The sequence below is a fragment of the Amycolatopsis sp. EV170708-02-1 genome, assembly GCF_022479115.1.
Lineage (GTDB): Bacteria > Actinomycetota > Actinomycetes > Mycobacteriales > Pseudonocardiaceae > Amycolatopsis.
Map to the genome: position 1 here is coordinate 6,935,158 of NZ_CP092497.1, position 23,674 is coordinate 6,958,831.

At 69.9% G+C, this 23,674-nt stretch carries 21 protein-coding genes, 1 tRNA gene and 1 pseudogene; 12 read left to right on the plus strand and 11 right to left on the minus strand.

Going from position 1 to position 23,674, the window contains the following annotated elements:
• Positions 1 to 157: 157 nt before the first annotated feature.
• From MJQ72_RS31520 to MJQ72_RS31535, 4 genes and pseudogenes are all read right to left on the minus strand, one after another.
• Positions 158 to 2,751 (minus strand): annotated as a pseudogene (locus tag MJQ72_RS31520) (hypothetical protein).
• Between the two features lie 16 nt (positions 2,752 to 2,767).
• Positions 2,768 to 4,444: an energy-dependent translational throttle protein EttA gene (gene ettA / locus MJQ72_RS31525; protein WP_240594653.1), complete on the minus strand. Its 1,677-nt coding sequence runs from the start codon at positions 4,442 to 4,444 to the stop codon at positions 2,768 to 2,770.
• A gap of 96 nt (positions 4,445 to 4,540) precedes the next feature.
• On the minus strand, positions 4,541 to 4,990 hold the full coding sequence (locus MJQ72_RS31530) for a single-stranded DNA-binding protein (RefSeq protein ID WP_240594654.1): 450 nt from the start codon (positions 4,988 to 4,990) through the stop codon (positions 4,541 to 4,543).
• 230 nt (positions 4,991 to 5,220) lie between these two features.
• Positions 5,221 to 7,248 carry a cytochrome c oxidase assembly protein gene (locus MJQ72_RS31535; RefSeq protein WP_240594655.1) on the minus strand — a complete coding sequence of 676 codons (2,028 nt, stop codon included), beginning with the start codon at positions 7,246 to 7,248 and terminating at the stop codon, positions 5,221 to 5,223.
• A 42-nt stretch (positions 7,249 to 7,290) separates the two neighbouring features.
• On the opposite strand from MJQ72_RS31535, the gene MJQ72_RS31540 reads away from it, so the two are divergent.
• The gene (locus MJQ72_RS31540; protein ID WP_240594656.1) at positions 7,291 to 7,929 is read left to right on the plus strand and encodes a histidine phosphatase family protein; all 639 of its coding nucleotides are present in this window, start codon (positions 7,291 to 7,293) and stop codon (positions 7,927 to 7,929) included.
• Here the strand turns inward: MJQ72_RS31540 and MJQ72_RS31545 are convergent.
• Together MJQ72_RS31545 and MJQ72_RS31550 are read right to left on the minus strand one after the other, a co-directional pair.
• Positions 7,903 to 9,036 carry a sensor histidine kinase gene (locus MJQ72_RS31545; protein ID WP_240601463.1) on the minus strand — a complete coding sequence of 378 codons (1,134 nt, stop codon included), beginning with the start codon at positions 9,034 to 9,036 and terminating at the stop codon, positions 7,903 to 7,905. The two genes, MJQ72_RS31540 and MJQ72_RS31545, sit on opposite strands and share 27 nt — an antisense overlap.
• 103 nt (positions 9,037 to 9,139) lie before the next feature.
• Positions 9,140 to 10,318 carry an MFS transporter gene (locus MJQ72_RS31550; RefSeq protein ID WP_240594657.1) on the minus strand — a complete coding sequence of 393 codons (1,179 nt, stop codon included), beginning with the start codon at positions 10,316 to 10,318 and terminating at the stop codon, positions 9,140 to 9,142.
• Positions 10,319 to 10,439: 121 nt separating this feature from the next.
• Between MJQ72_RS31550 and MJQ72_RS31555 the strand changes: the two genes are divergently transcribed.
• From MJQ72_RS31555 to MJQ72_RS31565, 3 genes are all read left to right on the plus strand, one after another.
• Positions 10,440 to 11,489, plus strand: coding sequence for a LacI family DNA-binding transcriptional regulator (locus MJQ72_RS31555; RefSeq protein WP_240601464.1), 1,050 nt, complete (start codon positions 10,440 to 10,442; stop codon positions 11,487 to 11,489).
• Positions 11,490 to 11,677: 188 nt separating this feature from the next.
• Positions 11,678 to 12,067: a peptidase inhibitor family I36 protein gene (locus MJQ72_RS31560; protein WP_240594658.1), complete on the plus strand. Its 390-nt coding sequence runs from the start codon at positions 11,678 to 11,680 to the stop codon at positions 12,065 to 12,067.
• A gap of 242 nt (positions 12,068 to 12,309) precedes the next feature.
• Positions 12,310 to 12,383: transfer RNA gene (locus tag MJQ72_RS31565), tRNA-Arg, on the plus strand.
• Positions 12,384 to 12,707: 324 nt separating this feature from the next.
• Here the strand turns inward: MJQ72_RS31565 and MJQ72_RS44715 are convergent.
• A complete protein-coding gene (locus MJQ72_RS44715) occupies positions 12,708 to 13,220 on the minus strand; it encodes a ferritin-like protein (RefSeq protein ID WP_256464090.1) in 513 nt (170 codons plus the stop codon).
• Positions 13,199 to 13,753 carry a ferritin-like protein gene (locus MJQ72_RS44720; protein ID WP_256464091.1) on the minus strand — a complete coding sequence of 185 codons (555 nt, stop codon included), beginning with the start codon at positions 13,751 to 13,753 and terminating at the stop codon, positions 13,199 to 13,201. Before MJQ72_RS44720 ends, MJQ72_RS44715 begins: the two co-directional genes overlap by 22 nt.
• Before the next feature lie 304 nt (positions 13,754 to 14,057).
• On the opposite strand from MJQ72_RS44720, the gene MJQ72_RS31575 reads away from it, so the two are divergent.
• The 4 genes from MJQ72_RS31575 (at position 14,058) to MJQ72_RS31590 (ending at position 18,005) form a co-directional block, all read left to right on the plus strand.
• Positions 14,058 to 14,816, plus strand: a complete 759-nt coding sequence (locus tag MJQ72_RS31575; protein ID WP_240594659.1) for an SDR family oxidoreductase — start codon at positions 14,058 to 14,060, stop codon at positions 14,814 to 14,816.
• A 2-nt stretch (positions 14,817 to 14,818) separates the two neighbouring features.
• Complete coding sequence (locus MJQ72_RS31580; RefSeq protein WP_240594660.1) at positions 14,819 to 16,543, plus strand: L-aspartate oxidase; 1,725 nt, start codon at positions 14,819 to 14,821, stop codon at positions 16,541 to 16,543.
• A 99-nt stretch (positions 16,544 to 16,642) separates the two neighbouring features.
• Positions 16,643 to 17,551, plus strand: a complete 909-nt coding sequence (locus MJQ72_RS31585) for a sigma-70 family RNA polymerase sigma factor (protein ID WP_240594661.1) — start codon at positions 16,643 to 16,645, stop codon at positions 17,549 to 17,551.
• A gap of 70 nt (positions 17,552 to 17,621) precedes the next feature.
• Positions 17,622 to 18,005 carry a hypothetical protein gene (locus MJQ72_RS31590; RefSeq protein ID WP_240594662.1) on the plus strand — a complete coding sequence of 128 codons (384 nt, stop codon included), beginning with the start codon at positions 17,622 to 17,624 and terminating at the stop codon, positions 18,003 to 18,005.
• A 44-nt stretch (positions 18,006 to 18,049) separates the two neighbouring features.
• On the opposite strand, the gene MJQ72_RS31595 is transcribed toward MJQ72_RS31590, so the two are convergent.
• On the minus strand, positions 18,050 to 18,424 hold the full coding sequence (locus tag MJQ72_RS31595; protein ID WP_240594663.1) for a cupin domain-containing protein: 375 nt from the start codon (positions 18,422 to 18,424) through the stop codon (positions 18,050 to 18,052).
• 111 nt (positions 18,425 to 18,535) lie between these two features.
• Complete coding sequence (locus tag MJQ72_RS31600) at positions 18,536 to 18,946, minus strand: MarR family transcriptional regulator (RefSeq protein WP_240594664.1); 411 nt, start codon at positions 18,944 to 18,946, stop codon at positions 18,536 to 18,538.
• An 87-nt stretch (positions 18,947 to 19,033) separates the two neighbouring features.
• Between MJQ72_RS31600 and MJQ72_RS31605 the strand changes: the two genes are divergently transcribed.
• The 4 genes from MJQ72_RS31605 (at position 19,034) to MJQ72_RS31620 (ending at position 22,223) form a co-directional block, all read left to right on the plus strand.
• A complete protein-coding gene (locus tag MJQ72_RS31605; RefSeq protein WP_396426888.1) occupies positions 19,034 to 20,110 on the plus strand; it encodes a substrate-binding domain-containing protein in 1,077 nt (358 codons plus the stop codon).
• Between the two features lie 83 nt (positions 20,111 to 20,193).
• A complete protein-coding gene (locus MJQ72_RS31610; protein ID WP_396426889.1) occupies positions 20,194 to 20,703 on the plus strand; it encodes an AmiS/UreI family transporter in 510 nt (169 codons plus the stop codon).
• A 27-nt stretch (positions 20,704 to 20,730) separates the two neighbouring features.
• On the plus strand, positions 20,731 to 21,729 hold the full coding sequence (locus MJQ72_RS31615) for an aliphatic amidase (RefSeq protein ID WP_240594665.1): 999 nt from the start codon (positions 20,731 to 20,733) through the stop codon (positions 21,727 to 21,729).
• A 29-nt stretch (positions 21,730 to 21,758) separates the two neighbouring features.
• Positions 21,759 to 22,223, plus strand: coding sequence for an SRPBCC family protein (locus tag MJQ72_RS31620; protein WP_240594666.1), 465 nt, complete (start codon positions 21,759 to 21,761; stop codon positions 22,221 to 22,223).
• On the opposite strand, the gene MJQ72_RS31625 is transcribed toward MJQ72_RS31620, so the two are convergent.
• On the minus strand, positions 22,163 to 23,578 hold the full coding sequence (locus MJQ72_RS31625) for an MFS transporter (protein ID WP_240601466.1): 1,416 nt from the start codon (positions 23,576 to 23,578) through the stop codon (positions 22,163 to 22,165). The genes MJQ72_RS31620 and MJQ72_RS31625 overlap by 61 nt on opposite strands.
• Positions 23,579 to 23,674 lie beyond the last annotated feature (96 nt).

A 23,674-nucleotide genomic window follows, 5' to 3' on the forward strand; every position in this document is an offset into this window, starting at 1 on the left:
CGGTCTGTCCGGACCCTCCCGCGCCTCGCCGCACCGGGGTGACCAGCACCCATTCCCTCACGCCGCCCCGGCGGGTGGCCACGGCCGGCGAACTGAATCGTTCAAGCCGACCACCTCTCCCACCGAGGTGAAGCAAGGGACCTTTGCTATCGCGGGGTCAGTCGCTTCCGTTGGCGCGGTGCCGGTCGTGGCCGTTGACCGGACGCTTTCCCGCGTCCTGGGAACCGAGCTGTTTCACGAGCGCGGCTGCGCTCGCGGTGCCCGCCTGATGCTCGGCGAGCGCGCGGGCGAGCAGATCGGCGAGACCGGCGTCCGGCGGCGGTTCCTCCTCCGCGATCGCGCGGGCGTAGCTCTCCGGGAACGGCGTGATCGGCCGCCAGGAACCGGTGTCGGTCAGCGGGTCCAACGCGGGCGGCATCCGCAACCGCGGCAGCCAAGGATCCGCGACTTCTTCCTTCGGGCGGGGTGAGTCACCCCGCTCTGCGGAGGCGCCGGATCTTCCCGCGGCGGCGGAGCGAGCGGCACCGCGGGCTCGCTGTACTCGACGGGCGGCTGTTCCCGGCGGGTGTCGGCGCGTTCTTCGACGACGGATTCGGGGTGCACGGGGTCCACGGCGCCGTCCGCACGGCGACGGCCACCGCCGTGTCCGCCCGCGCTCGAGATCCCGAGCCGGTCCAGCACCGATTTCGCCGCCACGGAACCATGTTCGGCGTCGTGCCTGGTCTTGCGCGAGACGGGCGCCGAGGACCGGCGCGCACGCTCTTCGGCCGCCCACTCGTCGCTCTCCCACAACGGGGCGGCGGTGCCGGGCGGACGCGGCGGCGCTGCCTCCGCCGCCATCCGCGGCCGGGGCTCGGCCGCGGGCTCGGGAGCGAGCAGCAGTTCCGGGACGACGGGCTCCGAGGCCGCCACGGGCACCGGTTCCCCGGTCCGGACGGGCGCTTCGGCATCAGACTGCCACCGCGCGGCCGGAGCCGGGGTTTCGGCTCGGGCGGCCACCGGTTCGGCGGCGATCTCCCGCGCCGCGGGCTCCTCTTGACGACGGCGGCGCCCAGGCTCCGGTTCGGGGCGCGACACCGGCGCGGGTTCCGGTTTCGGCGGCGGCATCAGTTTCGGCGCGGCGGGTTCGGCCTTGGGCTCGAACCTGATCGACGGCTTGGTCTTCTTCGGCACCCGACGACGCCAGTCGCTGTCGGACGCCGCCGCTTCCCGTGCGGGCTCCGGGCGGGACGGCGGCTTCAACACCGGCGCCTCGCTCTTCTCCGCGACCGCCGCCGCGGGACGCTCCACCGGACGCGGAGACTCGGCTGGACGCGAAGGCTCGGCGGGATACGAAGGCTCGGCAGGGTACGAAGACTCGGCGGTCCGCGAAGACAGGGCGGGACGCGCGGGCTCGACCGGCGCTTGCCGCGCAGGCGCGGATTCCGGCTGCCTGCTCTGCCGCACGGGCTGCGGCTCACGACGAGCCGGCGGCTCGGCCGCGGCCCGCTTCGGCGGCGCCACATCGATCTTCGGCATCACCGCGGTCACCTCGACCGGTTCCGGCGCCGAAACCGGGGCGGGCGACGGCGTGGGCACCGCGGAGGACGACCGCGCGGCGACGGCCCGCAAGACGTCGTCGAGGTCGACGGCGGCGTTCTCGGCGGAGCCGAACTCGCCGACCAGGACGTTGCACGCCTGCCTGCGCGCGCGGGCGTGCAGATGCTCGGCGGCCCGTGAACGGTGCAGGCAGCCGATGGCCTCTTCGGCCCGGCCGAGCCGTTCCTCGATCTGCGCGAGCTCCAGCCACAGCCGTGCCGTGACGGCGTGCAGGTTGCGGTCGCCGGTCCCGGCGACCGCCTCACGGACGAGCATGCCCGCGGCCTCGCCGGAGCCGGCAGGCAGCAGGACACGGGTGGCCACCGCCAGCCGCAGCCATGCGGCCGGGGCGATCCCCGCGGCCCGGACGGGGGCGTCGAGGATCGGCTGCGCGACCTCCAGCGCCATCTCCGTGTCGCCCCGGTCCAGCAAGGTGCAGACGAGTTGCAGGATCAGCCTGATCCGGACGAGACCGCCGTCGTCGTCCGGGTTTCCGAGCTTTTCGAGCATGCCCAGCCCGGTCCGCGCGGCATCGGCCGCCGCCGTCAGGTCACCATGGCGACGACGGTGCGCCGACACCCCGACCCGCAGCATCGCGCGGATCAGCAGCTGCGAGTCCGCCGTCATCGAGCCGTCGCCGAGCACGAGCTTGTCCGCCTCGGCGAGCACGCGGTCCAGTTCCGCCTTCCGGCCGAACTGCGCCAGGCAGCCGACGAGGTGACACAACGCCTCGGCGCGGTGCGACGGCGAAACCGCCGGATCCGCCAGCAACGGACGCAACGCGGCCAGCCCCGTCAGCGGGATGCCGACGCTGCGCGCGCAGACCGCCAGGTCGATCCTCAGCCGGGCGGCGATGTCGCCGTAGCCCGCGTGTTCCGCGGCGCGCAAGGCGGCCACGCCCCGGCCGACCGTCCGGGGACGGCCACCGAGCCGCACCCGGGCGCTCACCACCAGGCTCTCCGCCCGGATCCACTGCTCGTCGGCCCCGGCGGCCTCGGCGAGCGCGGCCGCGCGCTCCCCGAGGACCAAGGCGAGCTCGGGCGCCCTGAGGTGCAGGGCGTCCGCGCGTTCGATCAACCTGCCGACAGCGGACAGGGTTCCCCCGGTGGCAGCCGTCCGCCCACCCACCATGGTGGTGGGCGAGCCCGGCCGTTGGCGCTTGCTGGCTTCCACGGGGAACCCCCGGCCCTCAGTCGCGGGTCAGCTTGCGATGGGTGACGCGGTGCGGACGAGCCGCCTCGGCACCGAGACGCTCGACCTTGTTCTTCTCGTAGCCCTCGAAGTTACCTTCGAACCAGAACCATTGCGAGGGGTTCTCGTCCGTGCCTTCCCAGGCGAGGATGTGCGTCGCGACCCGGTCGAGGAACCACCGGTCGTGAGAGATGACCACGGCGCAGCCGGGGAACTGCTCGAGAGCGTTCTCCAGCGAGCCCAGGGTCTCGACGTCCAGGTCGTTCGTCGGCTCGTCGAGCAGGATCAGGTTCCCGCCCTGTTTGAGGGTCAGCGCCAGGTTCAGCCGGTTGCGCTCACCACCGGAGAGCACGCCCGCCGGCTTCTGCTGGTCCGGGCCCTTGAAACCGAACGCGCTGACGTAGGCACGCGAGGGCATTTCGGTCTGCCCGACGTGGATGTAGTCCAGCTTGTCCGAAACCACCTCCCATACCGTCTTCTTCGGGTCGATCCCGCCGCGGTTCTGGTCCACATAGGACAGTTTGACCGTCTCGCCGATCTTGACCCGGCCGTCGTCCGGCTCCTCGAGCCCGACGATCGTCTTGAACAGGGTCGTCTTGCCGACACCGTTCGGCCCGATCACGCCGACGATGCCGTTGCGCGGCAGGTCGAACGACAGCCCGTCGATCAGCACGCGGTCGTCGAAACCCTTGCGCAGCTTTTCGACCTCGACGACCACGCTGCCCAGCCGGGGCCCCGGCGGGATCTGGATCTCTTCGAAGTCGAGCTTGCGGTGCTTGTCCGCCTCCGCGGCCATCTCCTCGTAGCGGTCGAGCCGGGACCGCGACTTGGTCTGACGCGCCTTGGCGTTGGACCGGACCCATTCGAGCTCGGACTTCAGCCGCTTCGCGAGCTTGGCGTCCTTCTTGCCCTGGACCTCGAGGCGCTCGCGCTTCTTCTCCAGGTACGTCGAGTAGTTGCCCTCGTAGCCGACGACCCGGCCGCGGTCGAGCTCCATGATCCACTGCGCGACGTTGTCCAGGAAGTACCGGTCGTGGGTGACGGCGAGGACGGCGCCGGCGTAGTTCGCCAGGAACTGTTCCAGCCACAGCACGCTTTCGGCGTCCAGATGGTTGGTGGGCTCGTCGAGGAGCAGCAGGTCGGGCGCGGACAGGAGCAGCTTGCACAGCGCGACCCGGCGGCGCTCACCACCGGAGAGGTGGGTGACCGGCTCGTCCGGCGGCGGGCAGCGCAGGGCGTCCATCGCCTGCTCGACCGTGGAGTCGATCTCCCAGGCGTCGGCGTGGTCGAGCTCCTCCTGGAGCCTGCCCATCTCCTCCATCAGCTCGTCGCTGTAGTCGGTCGCCATGAGCTCGGCGACCTCGTTGAAGCGGTTGAGCTTGACCTTGATGTCGCCAAGGCCCTCTTCGACGTTCTCGCGGACGGTCTTTTCCTCGTTGAGCTCCGGCTCCTGCATGAGGATGCCGACGCTGGCGCCAGGCTGGAGGAAGGCTTCGCCGTTGCTGGCCTGCTCGATCCCCGCCATGATCTTCAGAACGGTGGACTTACCCGCGCCGTTCGGCCCCACCACGCCGATCTTGGCGCCGGGGTAGAACGCGGTGCTGACGTCGTCGAGGATGACCTTGTCCCCGACGGTCTTGCGCACCTTCTTCATGGTGTAGATGAACTCGGCCATACAAGCGATCGTAGAGCGAGCCGATCGCGGCCTTGACGGCGGTCACCACCGAGCTACCGACAGTCAGCCCGATATCACTGAGCGGGCATCGGCATCTCACGCCACGGGCGCGTCCTCCAACGCGATGACCATGGGATTCCCCGCGGGCGGCGGCACCGACGGGATCGCCCTGGGCCGATCCCGTCCCATCCGGTGGATCTCGGCCGAGCACCGGGCGAGGTTGGGGCCGATGGAGAAGGCCTCAAGCTCAGGTAGACCCAGAGGCGCCGGGATCTCCTCCGCCGTCTCGGCGCCGCGCAGCCGCCCGGCCACGATCACCGGATCGCCTTTGCTGAGGCAGGAGAACGCCGCCATCGCCAGCTTGCGCCAGCAGGTGACCTTGACCGCGAGCTGCCTCCCCTCGCCCCACTCCCCTCTTTCCTTGTCGTACCGGCGTTCGACACTCCGCAAGCCGAACGACACGACGTCGTGCCCGTGCACCCGCTCCGGATGGTGGACCGGCTCGCTGGTCAGGTTGCCGATCATGGTCACCCACGTTTCGCCCATCGCCATCACACTCGCCCTTCTCCTCGATCCGGGACCTTCCCGGTGTTTTCCCTTGATCACAGACTGCCCCGGATCAAGGGCGGAAAAGGACGCGAACCGGATCTGTGGACAACTCCGGGCGTTGTGGGCTTCCTGTGGACAACTCGGGGCGGAAAGCTCCGGGCAGCGGACGAGTGTGGTAGCGGGGACTCAGGTCATCGAGGGCGAGTCGGCCAGTGGCCGCCAGAGCGCTAGGAGCCCTGCCCCGGCCCCCGCCCCTGATCGGCGAGTTTCTTCAGCATCGCGTTGTAGGCGTTCAGATCCGCGTCGCCCGAGGCCTCCTCGCGGCGATCCCGGCGCCGCGCCTCCCGCTCGTCCTGACGCGCCCACTGCACCAGCAGCGCGACGAGCACCAACAGCACCGGCAGCTCACCGGACGCCCACGCGATCCCACCGCCGAGCCGCTGATCGGTCAGCAGGTCGGTGACCCACGGCAGTTTCAGCCCGCGGTAGAAGTCCTGGCCGAGCACGGTCTGCATGCTCATCAGCGCGATCCCGAAGAACGCGTGGAACGGCATGGCGGCGAACATCATCCCCAGCCGTCCCAGCGGCGGGAGCCGTCGTGGCGCCGGGTCGACACCGATCACCGGCCAGTAGAAGACGTAGCCCGCGAGCAGGAAGTGCGCGTTCATCGCCAGATGCGCCCAGTGGTAGTTCAGCGCGGAATCGAACAGGCCCGAGAAGTACAGGCCGTAGAAGGAACCGACGAACAGCAGCAGCGCGACGATGGGATGCGTCAGGAACCGCGAAAGCGGCGAGTGCACGAACGCGAGCAGCCATTCGCGCGGCCCGGGCGGGGCGTCCTTGCCCGCCGCCGGCAACGCGCGCAGCGCGAGCGTCACGGGTCCGCCGAGCACGAACAGCACCGGCGTCACCATGGACAGGAGCATGTGGTTGCCCATGTGCACGCTGAACATCGCGGGGGCGTACCGCCCGATACCGGACGACGTCGCGATCAGCAGCACGAAACAGCCCGCGAGCCAGGCGACCGTCCGCCCGGTGGCCCAGGTGTCGCCGCGGCGCCGCAGCCGCCGGACCCCGGCGAGGTACAGCCCGGCGAGAACGATCGCGAGGGTGCCGTAGACCAGGTCGAACCGCCAGTCCGTGAGCAGCCGGAGGACGGTCGGCGGACCGTAGAGGTCGTAGCCGATCAGCAGTTCCGTGGTCGAGGGCTGGGTGAGCGATTCCTGCGGCGGAGGGGTCTTCGCGAGCCCGGTGGCGATGCCGATCGTGATGAACATGATCAGCACTTCGACCGCGGCGAGCCGCAGCAGCTGACCGCCGCCGGCGCCGTTCACCAGCCCGGCGACGCCCTTCTGCCGTTGCTGGTGCCCGAAGACACCGAGCAGCAGCAGCGCGACGATCTTCGCGACCACCAGCAGGCCGTAGTCCGTGGTGAGCAGGTCGGCGATCCTGATCCGCACCAGGGCGTTGACGACGCCGGAGACCGCCATCACGATCCAGCAGACCAGCGCCAGCTTGGAGAAGCGGGTCGCGGCGAGCTTGAGGTTCTCGCCGCGGCGCCAGCCGAGCGCGAGCAGCGCCACGAGCCCGCCGACCCACAGCGCCGCGGCGACCAGGTGATACAGCAGGCTGTTGGTCGCCATGTCGTGCGAGCCGCCGCTCGCGGAATGCCCGGTGACCGCGACCGGCACGAGACCGCCGACGGACAGGAAGAACACGACCGTCGTCCAGCCCCAGGTCAGCGCGAGACGGCAGCCGAGCGCGACCAGCAGCGCGATCAACGCGGTGAACAGCCAGGCCTTGGGCTGCTCGATGGCGTCCACGAGGTCGATCAGCACCTGCGGCGAGAGCACCTCGGTGAAGGGACGCCCCGCACCGTCGGCCGCCGAGAAGAAGATCGACGCGGCGGCCGCGAAGAACCAGACCCACGCGGCGACGCCGGCGACGCGGATGGCCGCGTAACCGTCGGCCGCGAGCGTGCCGGACTTCTGCGGCGGGACGAGGAACGCGGCGAGCAGCAGCGAACCCACGCACAGCACCGAAGCCGCTTCGGCCAGCACGCGGACGACGGTGATGCCGTAGCGCGTCACCAGCCCGGGGTCCGGGAGTCCGGCGATGACGTAACCGGCGCCACCGGTCAGCGCGACCAGGCCGACGGCCACCACCGCGGCCAGGAGCGCCCCGATCGACACCAGCGGCAGGACACCGGCCTTCCGCGCGGACGGGGCCGGTTTCGTCTCGGGGTCTGAAGGCACGTCACGAGGGTATGCCGGACGCGCAACCGGCAAGATGGCGGCGTGCGGATCATCCTGCTGAGGCATGCCGAGTCGCTCGGCAACGTCGACGAGCTCGCCTACACCCGGATCCCCGACCACGCGCTGCCGCTCACCGAAGCCGGCCGCGAGCAGGCCAGGCTGGCGGGCCCGGAGATCGAGGAACTCCTCGACGGGCAGCGGCCGGCGGTCTACGTCAGCCCGTATCTGCGGACGCGGGAAACGTTGCGGCTGATGGACATCCGTGCCTCCTGCGAGCGGATCGTGCCGGAGCCGAGGCTGCGGGAACAGGATTGGGGCAACCTCCAGGATCCGCAGGAGCAGGAGGTCCAGAAACAACGCCGCCACGAGTTCGGGCACTTCTTCTACCGGCTCCCGTTCGGCGAGTCCGGCGCGGACGTGGACGACCGGGTCGCGGCGTTCCTCAGCGAACTGGCGGCCTGCGGCGAAGATCACCCCGAAACCGTGCTGGTCGTCTCGCACGGGCTGACCATCCGGTTGCTGTGCCGACGGCTGTTCGGCTGGAGCATCGAGCTGTTCGAGTCCCTGTCCAACCCGACGACCTGCGAATACCGGGTCGTCGAGCGGGTGGGCGACAAATGGACGCTGGACCGCCCGTTCCGCCAGTGGCGGGACTCACCCGACGGGGAGACGCAGGACTGAAGGAGCGAGGAGCACCACTCTCGTTCCCAGCCCCGGGCTGGATTCGATCCGCGCGAAACCACCGATCTCCGCCATCCGCGCGATGATCGAGTTCTCGAGGCCGAAGCCACGCCGCCGGTCACCGACGTCGAATCCGGCGCCGTGATCGCGCACCGTCAAGGAAACCCCGCCGCCGATCTCCTCGACGCTGACCACGGCCCGTCTGGTCCCGGAGTGCTTCAACGTGTTCCGCAAGGCCTCCCTGGCCGAATCGTGCAGTGCCACGGCCGCTTCTTCCGCGAGCTCCGGAGCGCAGTCGTCCTGGACGACGACCTCGGCTCGCAAGCCCTCCGCGGCCATTTCGGCGGCGAGCAGCCGCAGCCGCTGGTGCAGTCCGATCGCTTCGGTGGATTCGTGTTCGAGGCTGATCCGGATGCGCATCGCCTGGGCGCGCGCGGTCCGGCGGACCCGGTCGAGGCTGGCCGCCGGGTCGAGTTCGTCGGCGGGCGCGGGGATCGCGAACGACTCCATCACCTGCAGGACGGTGTCGTGGACGTCGCGGCGATGCCGTTCGCGCTCCGCCGCCCGGCCCTGCTGCTCCCCGAATCCGAGCGCGAACCGCATCGAAGCGCCGACCACGCCGACGATCGCGAGCGACGCCACCAGCGCGGTCGCGAGGGTGACCAGGAGACCGAGCGAGGAGCCGAGAGGCAGCGCGGTGTGCAGCAGCACCGCGCCGCCGATGACCAACGCCCCCGCCGGCGCGCCGCGCAACAGGGCGCAGATCATCACCGTGCCCATCAGATGGGTCCAGGTGATCGACGTGATCGCGCCGTCCTGCGCGAACGGCACGGCCGCCACGACGAACAGCGTGGCGAACCCGGCGTCCAACACGGGAACCAGCCGCGTCCCGGCCGGAGGGCGGCGGAAGATCCAGGCGGCTTCGCCGACATTCGGCACGAGGTGCAGCAGCACGAAGATCCACAGCGCGGGACCACCGGCGTCCGCCGTCCACAGCGCCTGCGCCAGCATCACCAGCCGGAACGCCACCGGGACCAGGATGAGCCAGGGCAACGTGGTCCGCACCAGCCGCACCGGAATCCCGGCGCCCCCACCGAGCATCAGCACTCTCACGCTGCCCCTCCCCGGATCAGCCTTCCTGAAACGGCGACCTGGTCGCATTCATTTCAGTTTACCGAGCCGTCAGCTTGCCCGGGCTCCGGCGAGGATGTCAACGGCCGACGGGTTCGGCGGCCTCCTCCCGTTTCCGCGCCCGCGCCGCGGCCACCGCGGACGGCACGATCAGCGCGGCGGTCAGGCCGACGAACAGGAACGACACCGAAAGCGACGTCACCTGCGCGATCCCGCCGATCAGCGGCGGCCCGGCGAGGAAGCCGGTGTAGGCGATCGCCGTGACGAAGGCCAGCTCGCGTTCGCCTCCGGTGCCGTCGGCGCGCTTCCCCGACGCCCCCGCGAGGCTCAACGCGATCGGGAAGGCGGCGGCCAGCCCGGCACCCGCCAGCGCGAAGCCGACGAAGCCGAACACCGGGAGGCTCGCGACCGCGGCGAGCACCAGACCGGCCGCGGCGATCCCGGCGCCGACCGCCAGCGCGCGCGTCGCGCCGAAACGGTTCTGCAGCCAGGCACCCGCGAGCCTGGCGAGCGCCATGGCCAGGGCGAACCCGGAGTAGGCGAAGGCCGCGGCACCGTCGCCGACCCCGTGCACGGACGTCATCAGCAACGCGGACCAGTCCGAACTCGCGCCTTCCGCGATCGCCGAGAACAGCGCGATGGCGGCGAGGAGCCAGAGCACGGGACGTTTGATCGGCGGCACTCGCGGTTTCTCGACGGGTTCGGTGTGCACCGGCCGCGCGCCGGGCACGGCCGTGATGACGAAGGCCAGCACGACCAGCGCGGCCAGCGCGGCGACCGTGAGATGCCGTCCCGGCGACCACTGGTGCGACGCGGCGAATCCGGCGGCGACGGATCCCGCCAGCGCGCCGAAGCTGAATCCGGCGTGCAGGGTCGGCATGATGGCTCGCCCGGACCGGCGCTCCACCTCGACTCCCGCGACGTTCATCGCCACGTCGAGCGCGCCGACGCTCGCGCCGAGGACGAACAGCGCCCCGGCGAGCAGGACGACCGACGTCGAGAAGCCGATCATCGGCAGCGCGGCACACGCGATGATCGTGCTGCCCGCGACCACCGCGCGGGCGCCGTGACGTTCGATCAGCCGCCCCGAAACCGACGCCGCGATCAGCATGCCGACACTGGCGCCCAGCAGGGCCAGCCCGAAAACGCCCGGTGAGGCACTCACCCTCTCCGACAACGCCGGAGTCCGCGGCGCCCAGGAGCCGAGCGCGGCCCCGTTGAGCGCGAACACGACGAAAACGGCCGTACGGTCACGCATAGACCCCAGTCTCCTTTCGATTCCTCTTCCCCCAGAATGACTTAAGCGCTTCAGAAAGTCCACCGGCGCGGCCCGGGACTAGACTGCGCCGGTGACCAGCACGCGACGGCGAAGGCCGACGTTGGACGATGTCGCCGACGCCGTCGGGGTGTCGCGGGCGACCGTGTCCAACGCCTACAACCGGCCCGATCAGCTGTCCGCCCAGCTGCGGGAAGAGGTGCTTCGCGCGGCCAAGAAGATCGGGTACGCGGGGCCGAACCCGACCGCGCGCAGTCTCGCCACCAGCCGCACCGGCGCGATCGCCGTCCTGCTCGACACGAACCTTTCGACGGCGTTCTCGGATCCCGCGCTGTCGGTCACCCTCGACGCGCTCTCGACCGTCGTCGACCCCGAGGGCCACGCCCTCCTGCTGCTCCCCGGCGACGGTGAGAGCGGCGGCCCGCGCGCGGAGCGGATCCTGACCGCGCAGGCCGACATCGCGGTGGCGTATTCGCTGGCAGACGGCGCGCCGGCGCTGAACGCGGTCCGGGACCGGGGGATGCCGCTGGTGGTGATCGACCAGCCACATATCCGCGGATCGGCCAGGATCGGGGTCGAAGACCGGGCGGGAGCGGCCGCCGCGGCCCGGCATCTGGTGGACCTGGGGCACCGGCGGATCGGGATCTTCTCGGCGCAGTGCCTCTCGGCGCCCCGAGGCGGGGAATTGAGCGTGGCCGAGGCCGGGAACAGCCGGTTCCACGACAACCGCGAACGGATGGCCGGCTATCTGGAGACGCTGGCCGGGGCGGGGATCCCGGCGGCGGACGTGCCGATCTGGGAGGCGTCCGGGCTCTCGGTCGAAGGAGCCCTGCCGAGCGCTTTCGGCCTGCTCGACCGGCACCCGCGGCCGACGGCGCTGCTGTGCATGTCGGATCTGCTGGCGCTGGCGGCGATCTCGGCGGCCAGGCAGCTCGGCCTGTCGGTCCCGGGTGATCTTTCGGTCGTGGGCTTCGACGACATCCCGGCCGCTCGATGGTCCGAACCACCGCTGACGACCGTCCGGCAGGATCTCGCCGCCAAGGGACGGGCGGCCGGCGAACTGGTGCTCGGCCTGCTGCGCGGGGAGAAGGCCCCCGCCCCCGCCGAGATACCCGCCGAGCTGGTCGTGCGGGACTCCACCGCGCCCGCGTAGCAGCCGATTTCGGCAAGCGCAAGGCGGCCCCGGTGATATGTGGACAACTCGCCCCGATCGAGCGGCGCACAACTACTTATCCACAGAAGTAGAAATGCGGGCAGACAAAGCCTTCCCCGCGCGCCATCGTGGAATCACACATTCACCGACGGCGATCAAGCCGCCGATTCACGGGGGAGAACCCAGCCATGCAACGACGTTTGACGAACCTGCGCGCCCGCCTCCCGCACGTGCTCCTGCTCGCCCTGGCGGGCCTGCTGACCAGCGCCGGAGTCGCCGGCGCCGCCACCGCGCCGCCCGAGCCCGGCTGCCAGAAGGGCGAGTTCTGCGTATGGGGCGCGGAATCGTACGGCGGTGCGGTGCACAAATTCGACCTCCGCACCTCCAATCCCGAGGAATGCATTCCCCTGCCCAAGGACTTCGACGGGCATTCGTTCGTCAACCGGCTGAGCCGTGACGTGACGATCTATCAAAGCGAGGAATGCACGACGGAGGGAGATTTCATCACCTATCCGGGTGGCGGCACCTACGTACCCCAGGGTCCGTTCGTGATCCGCGCCCTCAAGATCTGGGACTGACCACCCCGGCGGTTCGTGCCGGTCGCTCGCGGAAGAGTCGACTCGCGACCTGCGCGAACCCAGGGGCCGCTCCCCCGAAGCGGCCCCGGCCCGTGAGCGCGTCACCCCGCGTCGTGACGCGCTCACGGGTGTTCCAAAAAACGGTGGGCTCGACCTGAAACGATCTGGCGGTGTCGAACGATCGACAGGTTGGCGACGGCTAAGCTGCCGATGCTGGGCGACACCCAACGTCGCCGACGTCGGCCCTCGTAGCTCAGCTGGATAGAGCAAGAGCCTTCTAATCTCTAGGTCGCAGGTTCAAGTCCTGCCGGGGGCACGTCGCAGAGGAGAACGGGACGGGAGGGGCCGCACAGGCCCCTCCGCCCGCGATGTCACTTCTCAGACCGCGCCACCGGGCAGCCTTCCCGGATCGTTCACCGAAGCGCCTGGAGCGCTCCTCCGCCGCTGTGATCCTGCATACAGCCGTCTCGAAGAGCCTGCGAGCGAGCTCATCCCGGATCACCGATGCCGTCGGGGAGTTTCTCAAGCAAGGTCGATCAGGTTGCTCGTTAACTCCGGCCACTCGGCCTTTCATCACCGATCGCTGCTGGCAGGAAAGGAGATTCTGTTTCGTCCCAACGATCAGGCACGACGATGTGCTTCAGTTCCGCAGCTCGGGCGGCACGTACTCGAAGGTCGGGCCCGCGGTCGTCTTCCCGTCGCCGGTCGGCATCTTCATCAGCGCCAGCGCCTGCTTGCGCAGCCCGAACATCACGCCGACGGCGTCCTGCATCTGTCCCGGGCTGCCGTTGAAGGCCTGTTCGAGCAGGTAGAGCAGCAGACTGTAGGTCTGGTTGAACTCCTCTTGGGCGACCCGGATCGGGCTGCCCTCCGGATGGTCGGCGGTCCGCGGGTTGTGCCGCATCGGCAGGACACCGTCGAGATCCACGGCGATCTCCTCGCCGGTCGGCCCGGATCCCGGTGTGTCGCCGGTCCGGTAGCGGCGGCCGAGCCGGAGTTCCTGGAACCGGTAGTAGTGCGCGACCTCTTCCCGCTCGGGATGGAAGACGTCCCGATCGCCGTCCCACACGTCCGTACGCGCGGCACCCTCGCCCTGCTCGATGATCTCCGCCAGCGCGGCCGACGCGGATTTCAGGTCGTGGACCGGAAGCACCTCGCCCCTCCGCCCCTGAGGTGGAACTCGCCGATCTGCCGGGCCGGGTCGCCGCTGAACACCTGCTCCTCGCCCAGTTCGTCGCACAGGGTGCGCAAGCCGGCTTCGATGGCGGCGTAGAACTGCCCGATCGTCCGGTACTCGTCGGTTTGCGGTGGCGCGTCCGCCGCCGCGGGCTGCTCGATGCGCAGGAACAGTTCGAGCGCTTCGGGGCCGAACGGGGCCAGGTGGATGTGCACGGACCGGTCGCCGTGGGGCAACGGATGCGGGTACGGCGGCAGCAGCTCCGGTGTGTCGAGTTTGGGAGAGCCGCCGACGGCGTTGAGCAGGTTCGCGGCCAGCGCCAGATGGATCATCTCCTCGGCGAGGACCGTGCCGACGATCTGGGCGGCTTCGGGATTGCGGGCGGAGTCCAGTGAATACAGCGCGCACAGGTAAGGCGGAATCGTGGCGTGCTCGAGTTCGATCGCCCACTGCAGGTGGCGACGAAGATCGTCGATCGTGTCGATGGCGTGGGCGCCACTGGTGTCCATGCGATACCTCGGTTCGTCAGGTCGATGTCTTCACTCAGGACAGGCCGCCGTCGCGGCTTGTGACATCCGGGCTGTCACAACCGCCGTCGCCACCCGGTCTTTCCACCCGAGCGGCGTCCGGCCGAGTCACGAGAGAAGAGCGGGAGCACCGGGTTTCAGACGGCCTTGAGAGGTATGCGTCAAGCAGAGCGTGGCTGGTCCCACCCGCCGCCGGACCTTCTGTCACAAACCGGGGACCTGTGCGGTCTTTGCTGAGGAACGACGTTCCCGGAGCGGCCGGGACGCGGGACGGAAAAGGTGCACCATGAAGATCGTCGTGATCGGCGGCAGTGGGTTGATCGGTTCGAAGCTCGTCCGGAAACTGGCCGAACACGGCCACGAAGCGGTCCCAGCGTCCCCCGACTCGGGCGTGAACACGTTGACCGGCGAAGGGCTGGCCGAGGTGCTGGAGGGCGCTCAGGTCCTGGTCGACGTGTCGAACTCGCCCTCGTTCGCCGACGACGCCGTGCTGGACTTCTTCCGCACCTCCACCGGAAACCTCCTCGCCGCCGGGGAGAAGGCCGGGGTCGGGCACCACGTGGCGTTGTCGGTCGCCGGCACCGAGCGCCTCTCCGAAAGCGGCTACTTCCGCGCGAAGATCGCCCAGGAAAAGCTCATCAAGGACTCCGGACGGCCGTACTCGATCGTGCACGCCACGCAATTCTTCGAGTTCGTGGGGAGCATCGCCCAGGCGGCGACCGTGGGGAACACCGTGCGCCTGTCGGACGCCCGCATCCAGCCCATGGCGGCCGAAGACGTGGCCGCCGCGGTCGGCCGGGTCGCCGTCGGCACACCGCTGAACGGCACCGTCGGGGTGGCCGGTCCCGAGCAGTTCGGGCTCGACGAGCTGATCCGCACCGGGCTGACCTTCCGCGGAGACCCCCGCGAGGTCGTGACCGACCCCGAAGCGCGCTATTTCGGCGCCCTGCTGGACAAGGACATGCTCCTGCCCGGTCCGGACGCGCGGCTGTCCACCACCCGGTTCGCCGACTGGCTTCCGCTCAACCCGCCGCCGGCGAAGTGACCATGACCGAGCACCAGCTCGCGACGTCCGTCCTCGTCATCGGAACCGGCGGGGGCGGACTGCGCGCCGCGATCGAACTGGCCGAGCGTGGCGTCGCCGTCGTGGCGGTCGGCAAGCGGGCGAAATCGGACGCGCACACCACGCTCGCCGCCGGCGGGATCAACGCGGCGCTGGCGACGATGGACCCGGAAGACTCGTGGCAGCAGCACGCGGCCGACACCATCAAGGAAAGCTACCTGCTGGCCGATCCCGAGACCGTGCGGACCGTGACCGAGAACGCCGCCCGCGGCATCGAAGACCTCGAACGCTATGGCATGCCCTTCGCGCGCGAGGCCGACGGGAAGATCTCACAGCGGTTCTTCGGCGCGCACAGCTACCGCCGGACCGCGTTCGCCGGCGACTACACCGGGTTGGAGATCCAGCGGACGCTGGTCAACCGGGCGGCACAGCTCGGTGTCCCGGTCCTGGACACCGTCTATGTCACCCGGATCCTGGTCCGGGACAACGTCGTCTTCGGCGCGTACGGATTCGACGTCACCGACGGGAAGCGCTACGTGATCCACGCCGACGCGGTGATCCTCGCCGCGGGCGGGCACACGCGCATCTGGCGCCGCACCTCGTCCCGCCGGGACGAGAACACCGGCGACTCCTTCCGGCTCGCCGTGCTCGCCGGCGGCCGGATCCGGGACGCCGAGCTCGTCCAGTTCCACCCTTCGGGTCTCATCGCACCGGAGAACGCGGCGGGCACGCTCGTCTCGGAGGCGGCGCGGGGCGAGGGCGGGGTGTTGCGCAACTCGCTCGGCGAGCGGTTCATGGCCCGCTACGACCCCGAACGGATGGAACTGTCCACACGCGACAGAGTGGCGCTGGCGGCGTACACCGAGATCAAGGAGGGACGAGGGACACCGGGCGGCGGTGTGTGGCTCGATGTCTCGCAGCTGCCGAGGGAGACGATCATGCGGCGGCTTCCCCGGGTCTACCAGACCTTGCTGGAGCTGCAGATGCTGGACATCACCCGGGAGCCGATCGAGATCGCGCCCACGGCGCACTACTCGATGGGCGGGGTCTGGGTGCGGCCGGAGGACCACGGCACCGGCGTCGAGGGCCTGTACGCGCTCGGCGAGGCGGCGAGCGGCCTGCACGGCGCGAACCGGCTCGGCGGGAACTCCCTGATCGAGCTGCTGGTCTACGGCAGGATCGTCGGTGCGGCCGCGGCGCGCTACTCACGTGATCTGGGAGCGCAACAGCGGTCGTCGGCGGCGACGGAGGAAGCCCGGAGCGAGGTCGACGAGCTGTTGGCGGCCGACGGCCCGGAGAACGTGCGCGCCTCGCAGCGGACATTGCGGAACACCATGACCGAACACGCCGGTGTGGTCCGCGACGCGACCGGCTTGAGCACCGGCCTGTCAGAGCTCGACGAGCTGGAGGAGCGGATGCGGGACGTGGGCGTGCATCCGGACACGGCCGGGTTCCAGGATCTCGCGCACGCCTTCGACCTCAAGGCCGCGGCGCTGGCTGCGCGAGCCACTCTCGAGTCGGCGTTCGAGCGCCGTGAGACGCGTGGCTGCCACAACCGCGCGGACTATCCGGAACTCGACGAATCGCTGCGCGTGAACCTCGTCTGGTCCGGGCCGGGGCGGGTCGAACGCGAAGCACTTCCCCCGATCCCGCGGGAAATCACCTCGCTCATGCGCGAAGTGTCCACCGCGGGCAAACTCGTCGAGTGAGGTCCCAGGGTCCCGGCAGCACCGCCGGGCCCCTCGGGGCCCGGTCTCGTAGAGTGACGGGGGCGAGCGGCGCTCACGAGACGACGGTAGGACGTGGGGATGGCGGATTCCGGGGTGTGTGCCGAACTCGGCGGCGTGGATGATCTCGAGGAGGCCACGGCCGTCTTCACCCGGGTGCGGCCGCGCCTGTTCGGGATCGCGTATCGCATGCTCAGCAGCGTCACCGAGGCCGAGGACCTGGTGCAGGAGGTCTGGCTGCGCTGGCAGACCTACGATTGGTCCAAGGTGACCAAGCCGGAGGCGTTCCTCGCCACGACCACCACCCGGCTGGCCATCAACGTCCTCCAGTCCGCGCGGAAACGGCGTGAAACCTACGTCGGTCCGTGGCTGCCCGAACCGGTCGACACCGGCGCGGACCCGTATCTGGGCGCCGAGCGCGGTGAGGCACTGGAGTTCGCGGCCCTGCTGCTGATGGAGAAGCTCACTCCCAATGAACGCGCGGCCTATGTGCTGCGGGAAGCGTTCGACTACTCCTACGCGCAGATCGCCGACATCCTGTCCTCGACCGAACCCGCGGTGCGCCAGCTGGTCAGCCGCGCGCGCAAACACATCGTGGGCGAACGGCGCGCACCGGCGACCGCGGCCGAGCAGCGCGAGCTGCTGACCGCGTTCCTCGCCGCCGCCCGCTCCGGCGACTTGACCGCGCTGGAACGGCTCTTCACGCCGGACGTGACCAGCCTGTCCGACGGCAACGGCCGGAAGGGCATCGCCCGGACACCGGTCGTGGGCACGGCACGGGTCACGAAGTTCCTGCAGGCGATCTCCAGCTGGTTCTGGGACGGCGTCGAAGTGCGGTGGGCGATCACGAACGGCCGGACTTCCGCGGCGCTCCTCGTGGACGGCGTCATGTACGGCCTGCTCACCGTCAGCGCCACCACCGAAGGCATCGATCAGGTGCTGTGGCTGGTCAACCCCGAGAAGAACAAAGCGGTGTCCGTCGAGGGCTGAGTCGCCGGCGTCACAGACCGGTGGGCTACCCGGTCATAGCGGACGACCACGCAAGAAACGGGGGCACCGTGTGCACGCATTCCGTGGTCCGCTCGATCGGCATGACCGGGTCGTCCGCGCGTTCGCCGAAGCCTGCCGCCGAGGAGAGGCCGCCGCGCTCTCGGCCATCCTGGCCGCCGACGCGGTCGCCACGTACGACGGCGGAGGACTGGCGCCCGGCCCCCGCGAGCCCGCGCACGGTGCCGCGGATGTCGCCCGGCTGGTCATGACGTCGCTGTGCGCGCGAGCCGATGCCGAGCTGACCGTCGAATCCGTCAACGGCCGCGCCGGGCTCGCCCTGCGCCGTGCCTCCCGTGCCGTCGCGGTCGTCGCCGCCGAAACGGCCGGGTCGAAGATCACCACGCTCTGGATCGTGGTCAACCCGGCCAAGCTGACCGGCTGGCACCGCGCATGACCGGGCCCGCACGGCGGCCGCCGTGCGGGCCCGGTCGGTGGTCTTCACTTCTTCGTCCTCGTCCATCCCTTCGCCCGGAGTTCTTCCTCGGCCACGAGGTCGACCATCGGCTTGCCCGGTTCGCAGAGCATGGTGACGGTGAACCGCACCGGGACGTCGTCGCGGTTGTTGCCGTCCTGGTAGTGGATGACGTCGCCGCCCGGCTCCCAGAACGCCTCGCCGGCGCGGACGACGCGCGGCGGCGCACCTTCGAGTTCGAACACCATCTCGCCCTCCAGCACGTAGCCGAAGGCCGGTCCGGGATGGCGGTGCGGCGGGGTGCCGGGGTCGCCCGGCGGGTACTCGATGACGATGGTCATCGCATGCGCCCCCTCCGGGATGAAGGGTGGTTGCGCCTCTTGCAGCACGGTCAATGACATGGAAGGCCTCCTCGGCGAACGGGTGCACCCGCTATGACCGGACAGCCGCGCGATCTGTGACTCCCCGGACCGCGCGCGCCGCCCACGCCGAAACCCTGACGCGCGCCTGACTCAGTCGCCGAGTTCCCGCAGGGCGGCGAGCACTTCTTCCGGTACGTCGAGGCCGGCTTCCACTTCCGACACCTTCGCGGCCACGCGGCGATACGTCGCGCGGCCACGGGTGCTGAGGTGGACGAGCACGCGTCGTCTGTCCGCGGCGTCGACCTCGCGGTAGGCCTGCGCGGTGGTCACCAGTTTGTCCACCACCCTGGTCAACGTCGGGGCGGTGGCGAGCGTCCGGTCGGCGAGGTCTGCCATGGCGAGACCTCCCTTGCCGCTCAGCGCGTCCAGCACCAGCCACTGGTCCAAGGTGAGGCCTTCCTTGGCGAGCACCTGCTCGACCCTGGCGGCGACGGCCCGGGCGGCGCGGGTGAGCGAGCCGGTGAGCGACGTTCCGGCGGTCGTGACGCCGCGTGTCCCCATATCCCGTCCCCTTGCCAAAACCGGACACCCTCGCAATACTTCCAGGTGAAAGCACTTTGACCTTACCGGGCCACCGCACGGAGCGCCATGCCCCTACGCCTCGCCACCCGGCCCCGCGACGACACCTGGCGTGTGGCCATGGTGGTCCCGTTGCAAGGGCCCGCCGGGCTGTTCGGCCCGTCGTGCGAGGCGATCACGGAGCTGGCCGTCCACGAGCTCAACGAATCCGGCGGCATCCTCGGCAGGCAGGTCGAGGCCGAGGTGGTCGACGGCGGCGGCACGCCCGCGCAGGTGGCGGGCGACTTGCGGCGGCTGGTCGGCACAGGGCGGGTCGACGCGGTGAGCGGCTGGCACATCTCGTCGGTCCGGCACGCGCTCGCACCGGTCGTGGCCGACAGGATCCCGTACGTGTACACGTCGCTCTACGAAGGCGGCGAGCGCCGCGCGGGCATCTTCTGCACGGGCGAAACGCCGCGCTGCCAGATCGAACCGGCGCTGCGCTGGCTGCGCGACCACCTCGGCACCCGTCGCTGGTTCGTCGTCGGCGACGACTACGTCTGGCCGCACCGGTCGACCCGCGCGATCCGCCACTACGCCAAGGATCTCGATCTGCGCATCACCGGCGAGGCGTTCGTCGGGCTCGGGGCGGGCGATATGTCCACAGTGGTCCGCAAGATCGAACAGTCCACAAGCGACGGTGTGCTCATGTTGCTGGTCGGGCAGGACGCGGTGCGCTTCAACCGCGCCTTCGCCGCGCACGGGCTCAGCGATCGGCTGATCCGGTTCAGCCCGCTGATGGAGGAGAACATGCTCCTGGCGAGCGGCGCGAACGCCACCGGCAACCTCTACGTCTCCGCCGCCTACTTCCGTTCCATGGTCACCGCCGACGCGATGGACCTGCTCGGCCGCTACGTCGGCCGCAACGGCCCCGGCGCCCCGGCACTGAACAACGCCGCCGAATCCTGTTACGAGGGGTTGCACACGCTGGCGGAACTCGTCCGACGCGCGGGCACGTCGGAGCTTCCCGCGCTCAACGCGGCGATCGACGGCGTCGCCTATCACGGGCCGCGCGGCACGATCGAGTTCCGCGGGCAGCAGGCCGATCAGCACGTCCATCTCGCGGTCGCCGACGGCTACGACTTCGAAGTCCTCACCCGGCTCTGAAAGCCACCCCTTGACTCGCTCCGGCACACCACATACTTTCATTTGAAATTATTCCATGTGACGCACGTCCTGCGGAGGTGAGCATGGGCAACGTGGGCCTGCTCTACGTCGGCGCCGCCTTGATGATCAACGGCCTGATGTTGCTGGGCCGGATACCTCCGCGTTCGGCGGCGGTGCTGAACCTGTTCGTCGGCGCGCTCCAGTGCGTCACCCCGACCGTGCTGATCGTCCAGGCGGACGGGAATCCGGACACGATCCTCGCCGCGTCCGGCCTGTACCTGTTCGGTTTCACCTATCTGTACGTCGGTATCGCGAACCTCGCCGGCCTGGAGCCCGAAGGCATCGGCTGGTTCTCGCTCTTCGTGGCGGGCGCCGCCGTGGCGTACGCGGGAATCGCCTTCTGGCACGACGACGATCCGGTGTTCGGCGTCATCTGGCTGTCCTGGGCGCTGTTGTGGACCTTGTTCTTCCTGGTTCTCGGCCTTGACAAGGAACAGCTGACGCGGTTCACCGGCTGGACCTCCCTGCTGCTCAGCCAGCCGACCTGCACGGTGCCCGCCTTCCTCGGCCTCACCGGCGTTTACCCGTCCTGAAAAACCGTTCGGAGAAAAGGAGTCTTCATGCGACACGGTGACATTTCCGCCAGCCCGGACACGGTCGGTGTCGCGGTGGTCAACTACAAGATGCCGCGCCTGCACACCAAGGCCGAAGTCCTCGACAACGCCCGCAAGATCGCCGAAATGGTGGTGGGCATGAAATCCGGGCTTCCCGGCATGGATCTCGTGGTGTTCCCCGAGTACTCGACCCAGGGCATCATGTACGACCCGAAGGAGATGTACGAGACCGCGGCGACGATTCCCGGCGAGGAGACCGAGATCTTCGCGGCCGCGTGCCGGGAAGCCCAGACCTGGGGCGTCTTCTCGATCACCGGCGAGCGGCACGAGGACCACCCGGCCAAACCGCCGTACAACACGCTCGTGCTCATCAACGACCGCGGCGAGATCGTCCAGAAATACCGGAAGATCCTGCCCTGGTGCCCGATCGAGGGCTGGTATCCCGGCGAGGACACCTACGTCAGCGACGGCCCCAAGGGCATGAAGATCTCGCTGATCATCTGCGACGACGGGAACTACCCGGAGATCTGGCGCGACTGCGCGATGAAGGGCGCCGAACTCATCGTGCGCTGCCAGGGCTACATGTATCCGGCCAAGGAACAGCAGATCCTCATGGCCAAGGCGATGGCGTGGGCCAACAACTGTTACGTGGCGGTGGCGAACGCCGCCGGTTTCGACGGCGTGTACTCGTACTTCGGCCATTCCGCGATCATCGGCTTCGACGGGCGCACACTCGGCGAGACCGGCGAAGAGGAATACGGGATCCAGTACGCGCAGCTTTCGGTTTCGGCGATCCGTGACGCGCGGACCTACGACCAGTCGCAGAACCACATCTTCAAGCTGCTGCACCGGGGTTACACCGGCGTGCAGGACGCGGACGAGGGCGACAAGGGCGTGGCGGACTGCCCGTTCGACTTCTACAAGCTCTGGGTCACCGACGCCAAGAAGGCGCAGGAGAAGGTGGAGTCGATCACCCGCGACACCATCACTCCTCGGCATCCCTGACGAGGACAGTGCGCCCTAGACTCGGCGCCATGGACCGGATCGACAGCGGCAGCCGGACGATCGCCGCCCCGCCCGAGACCGTCTACCAGGCACTCCTCGACCGGGAGTCCCTGGAAACCTGGCTGCCGCCCGAAGGTATGCGGGGCCGGATCGAGCACTGGGATCCGCGGCCCGGCGGCGGTTTCCGGATGACCCTCACCTACCTCGACGCGTCCGCCGCGCCCGGCAAATCGTCGGACGCGACGGACGTCGTCGAAGTCGGGTTCGCCGAGCTGGTGCCCGCCGAACGCGTCGTGCAGCGGGCCGTCTTCGAATCCGAAGACCCCGCGTTCGCGGGCACCATGACGATGACCTGGAGCCTGACCGCCGCGGGTGACGGCACCGAAGTGACCGTCACCGCGACGGGCGTGCCCTCCGGCATCGGCCAGGCGGATCACGAGGCCGGGATCGCCTCCTCACTGGCCAACCTGGCTTCCTTCGCCGAGACGCGCTGACGGCCGGACGCGATGACGATCGCGGCGAGCACGGCCATCACCAGTGGCACCACCAGCGCCGCCCGGTACCCGCCGAGCGCTGCCTCGGGCGAACCACCCGCGCCGAGCGCGGCGACGTTGACGGCGGTCACCGCGGACAGCCCGAGCGCCGCGCCGAACTGGAACGCCGTGTACAGCAGACCGCCCGCGAGCCCCTGTTCGTCCTCGGCGATCCCCTCGGTGGCGACGATCGTCAGCGGACCGTAGGCGATCGCGAAGCCGAGCCCCAGGATGATCATCGACGGGAACATCGCCGCGTACGTCCAGTCCAGGCCCAGCGGCAGGAAGAGCGCGTAGGACACGGCCGCGAGCACGAAACCGCCGAAGATCAGCCGGGTGTTGCCGAACCTCGCCACCAGCCGCGGGGTCAGCGTCGGCGCGAGGATCGCGTCGATCCCGACCGCCAGCAGCGCCAGGCTCGTCTCCAGCGTCGACCAGCCCCGCAGTTCCTGCAGGTACAGCGTGACCAGGAACTGGAACCCGAAGAACGAGCCCGCGAACAGCAATGCGCTGGCGTTCGCCCGCACCAGCGGCCCCGACTTCAGGATGCCCAGGCGCACCAGCGGCGCGGGCGAGCGGCGTTCGACGGACACGAAGGCCACCAGCGCGGCCACTCCCCCGGCGAACGACGCGACGGTCCAGCCCCAGCCCTGTCCGGGGTGTTCCAGCCGGACCACCGCGTAGGCGATCAACAGCATCGCCACCGTGACGGTGACCGCGCCGGCGAAGTCCAGGCGACGCGGGCCGGGTTCCTCGCGAGCGGGTTCCTTGATGAGCCAGAGCGCGGCGAGCAGGATGACCGCGGACAGGATCACCGGCGTGAAGAACACCCAGCGCCAGTCGATCCTGGCCAGCAGGCCGCCGATGACGAGGCCGAGCGAGAAGCCGCCCGCCCCGGTGCCGGCGTAGAACAACAGGGCCTTGTTGCGCTTCGGGCCCTCTTCGAAGCTCGTGGTGATGATGGACAGGCCCGCCGGGGTCATGAAGGCCGCGGCGACGCCGGTGACGAACCGGGCGAGCAGCAGCATCCAGCCTTCGGTGGCGAATCCGCCCAGCCCGGAGAAGACGAGGAACACCACCAGCCAGCCGACGAACATGCGGCGGCGGCCGTACAGGTCGGCGGCGCGCCCGCCCAGCAGCATGAACCCGCCGTAGCCGAGCACGTAGGCGCTCACCACGCCGCTCAGCGTCGCGGTCGACAGGCCGAGCTCGGCCCGGATGGACGGCAGCGCCACGTTCAGCATCGCGACGTCGATGCCCTCCAGGAAGATGGCGCCGCACAGCACCAGGAGCACGCCCCAGGCCCGCCCTCCCATCCGGTCGGTGCGCGCAAGCGTTTGCGAGTCGTTCAAGATCGGATCTCCCTCAGTGAACGGGAACCGACGGTTACTCATCAGCCGGTCGGTTCCCTC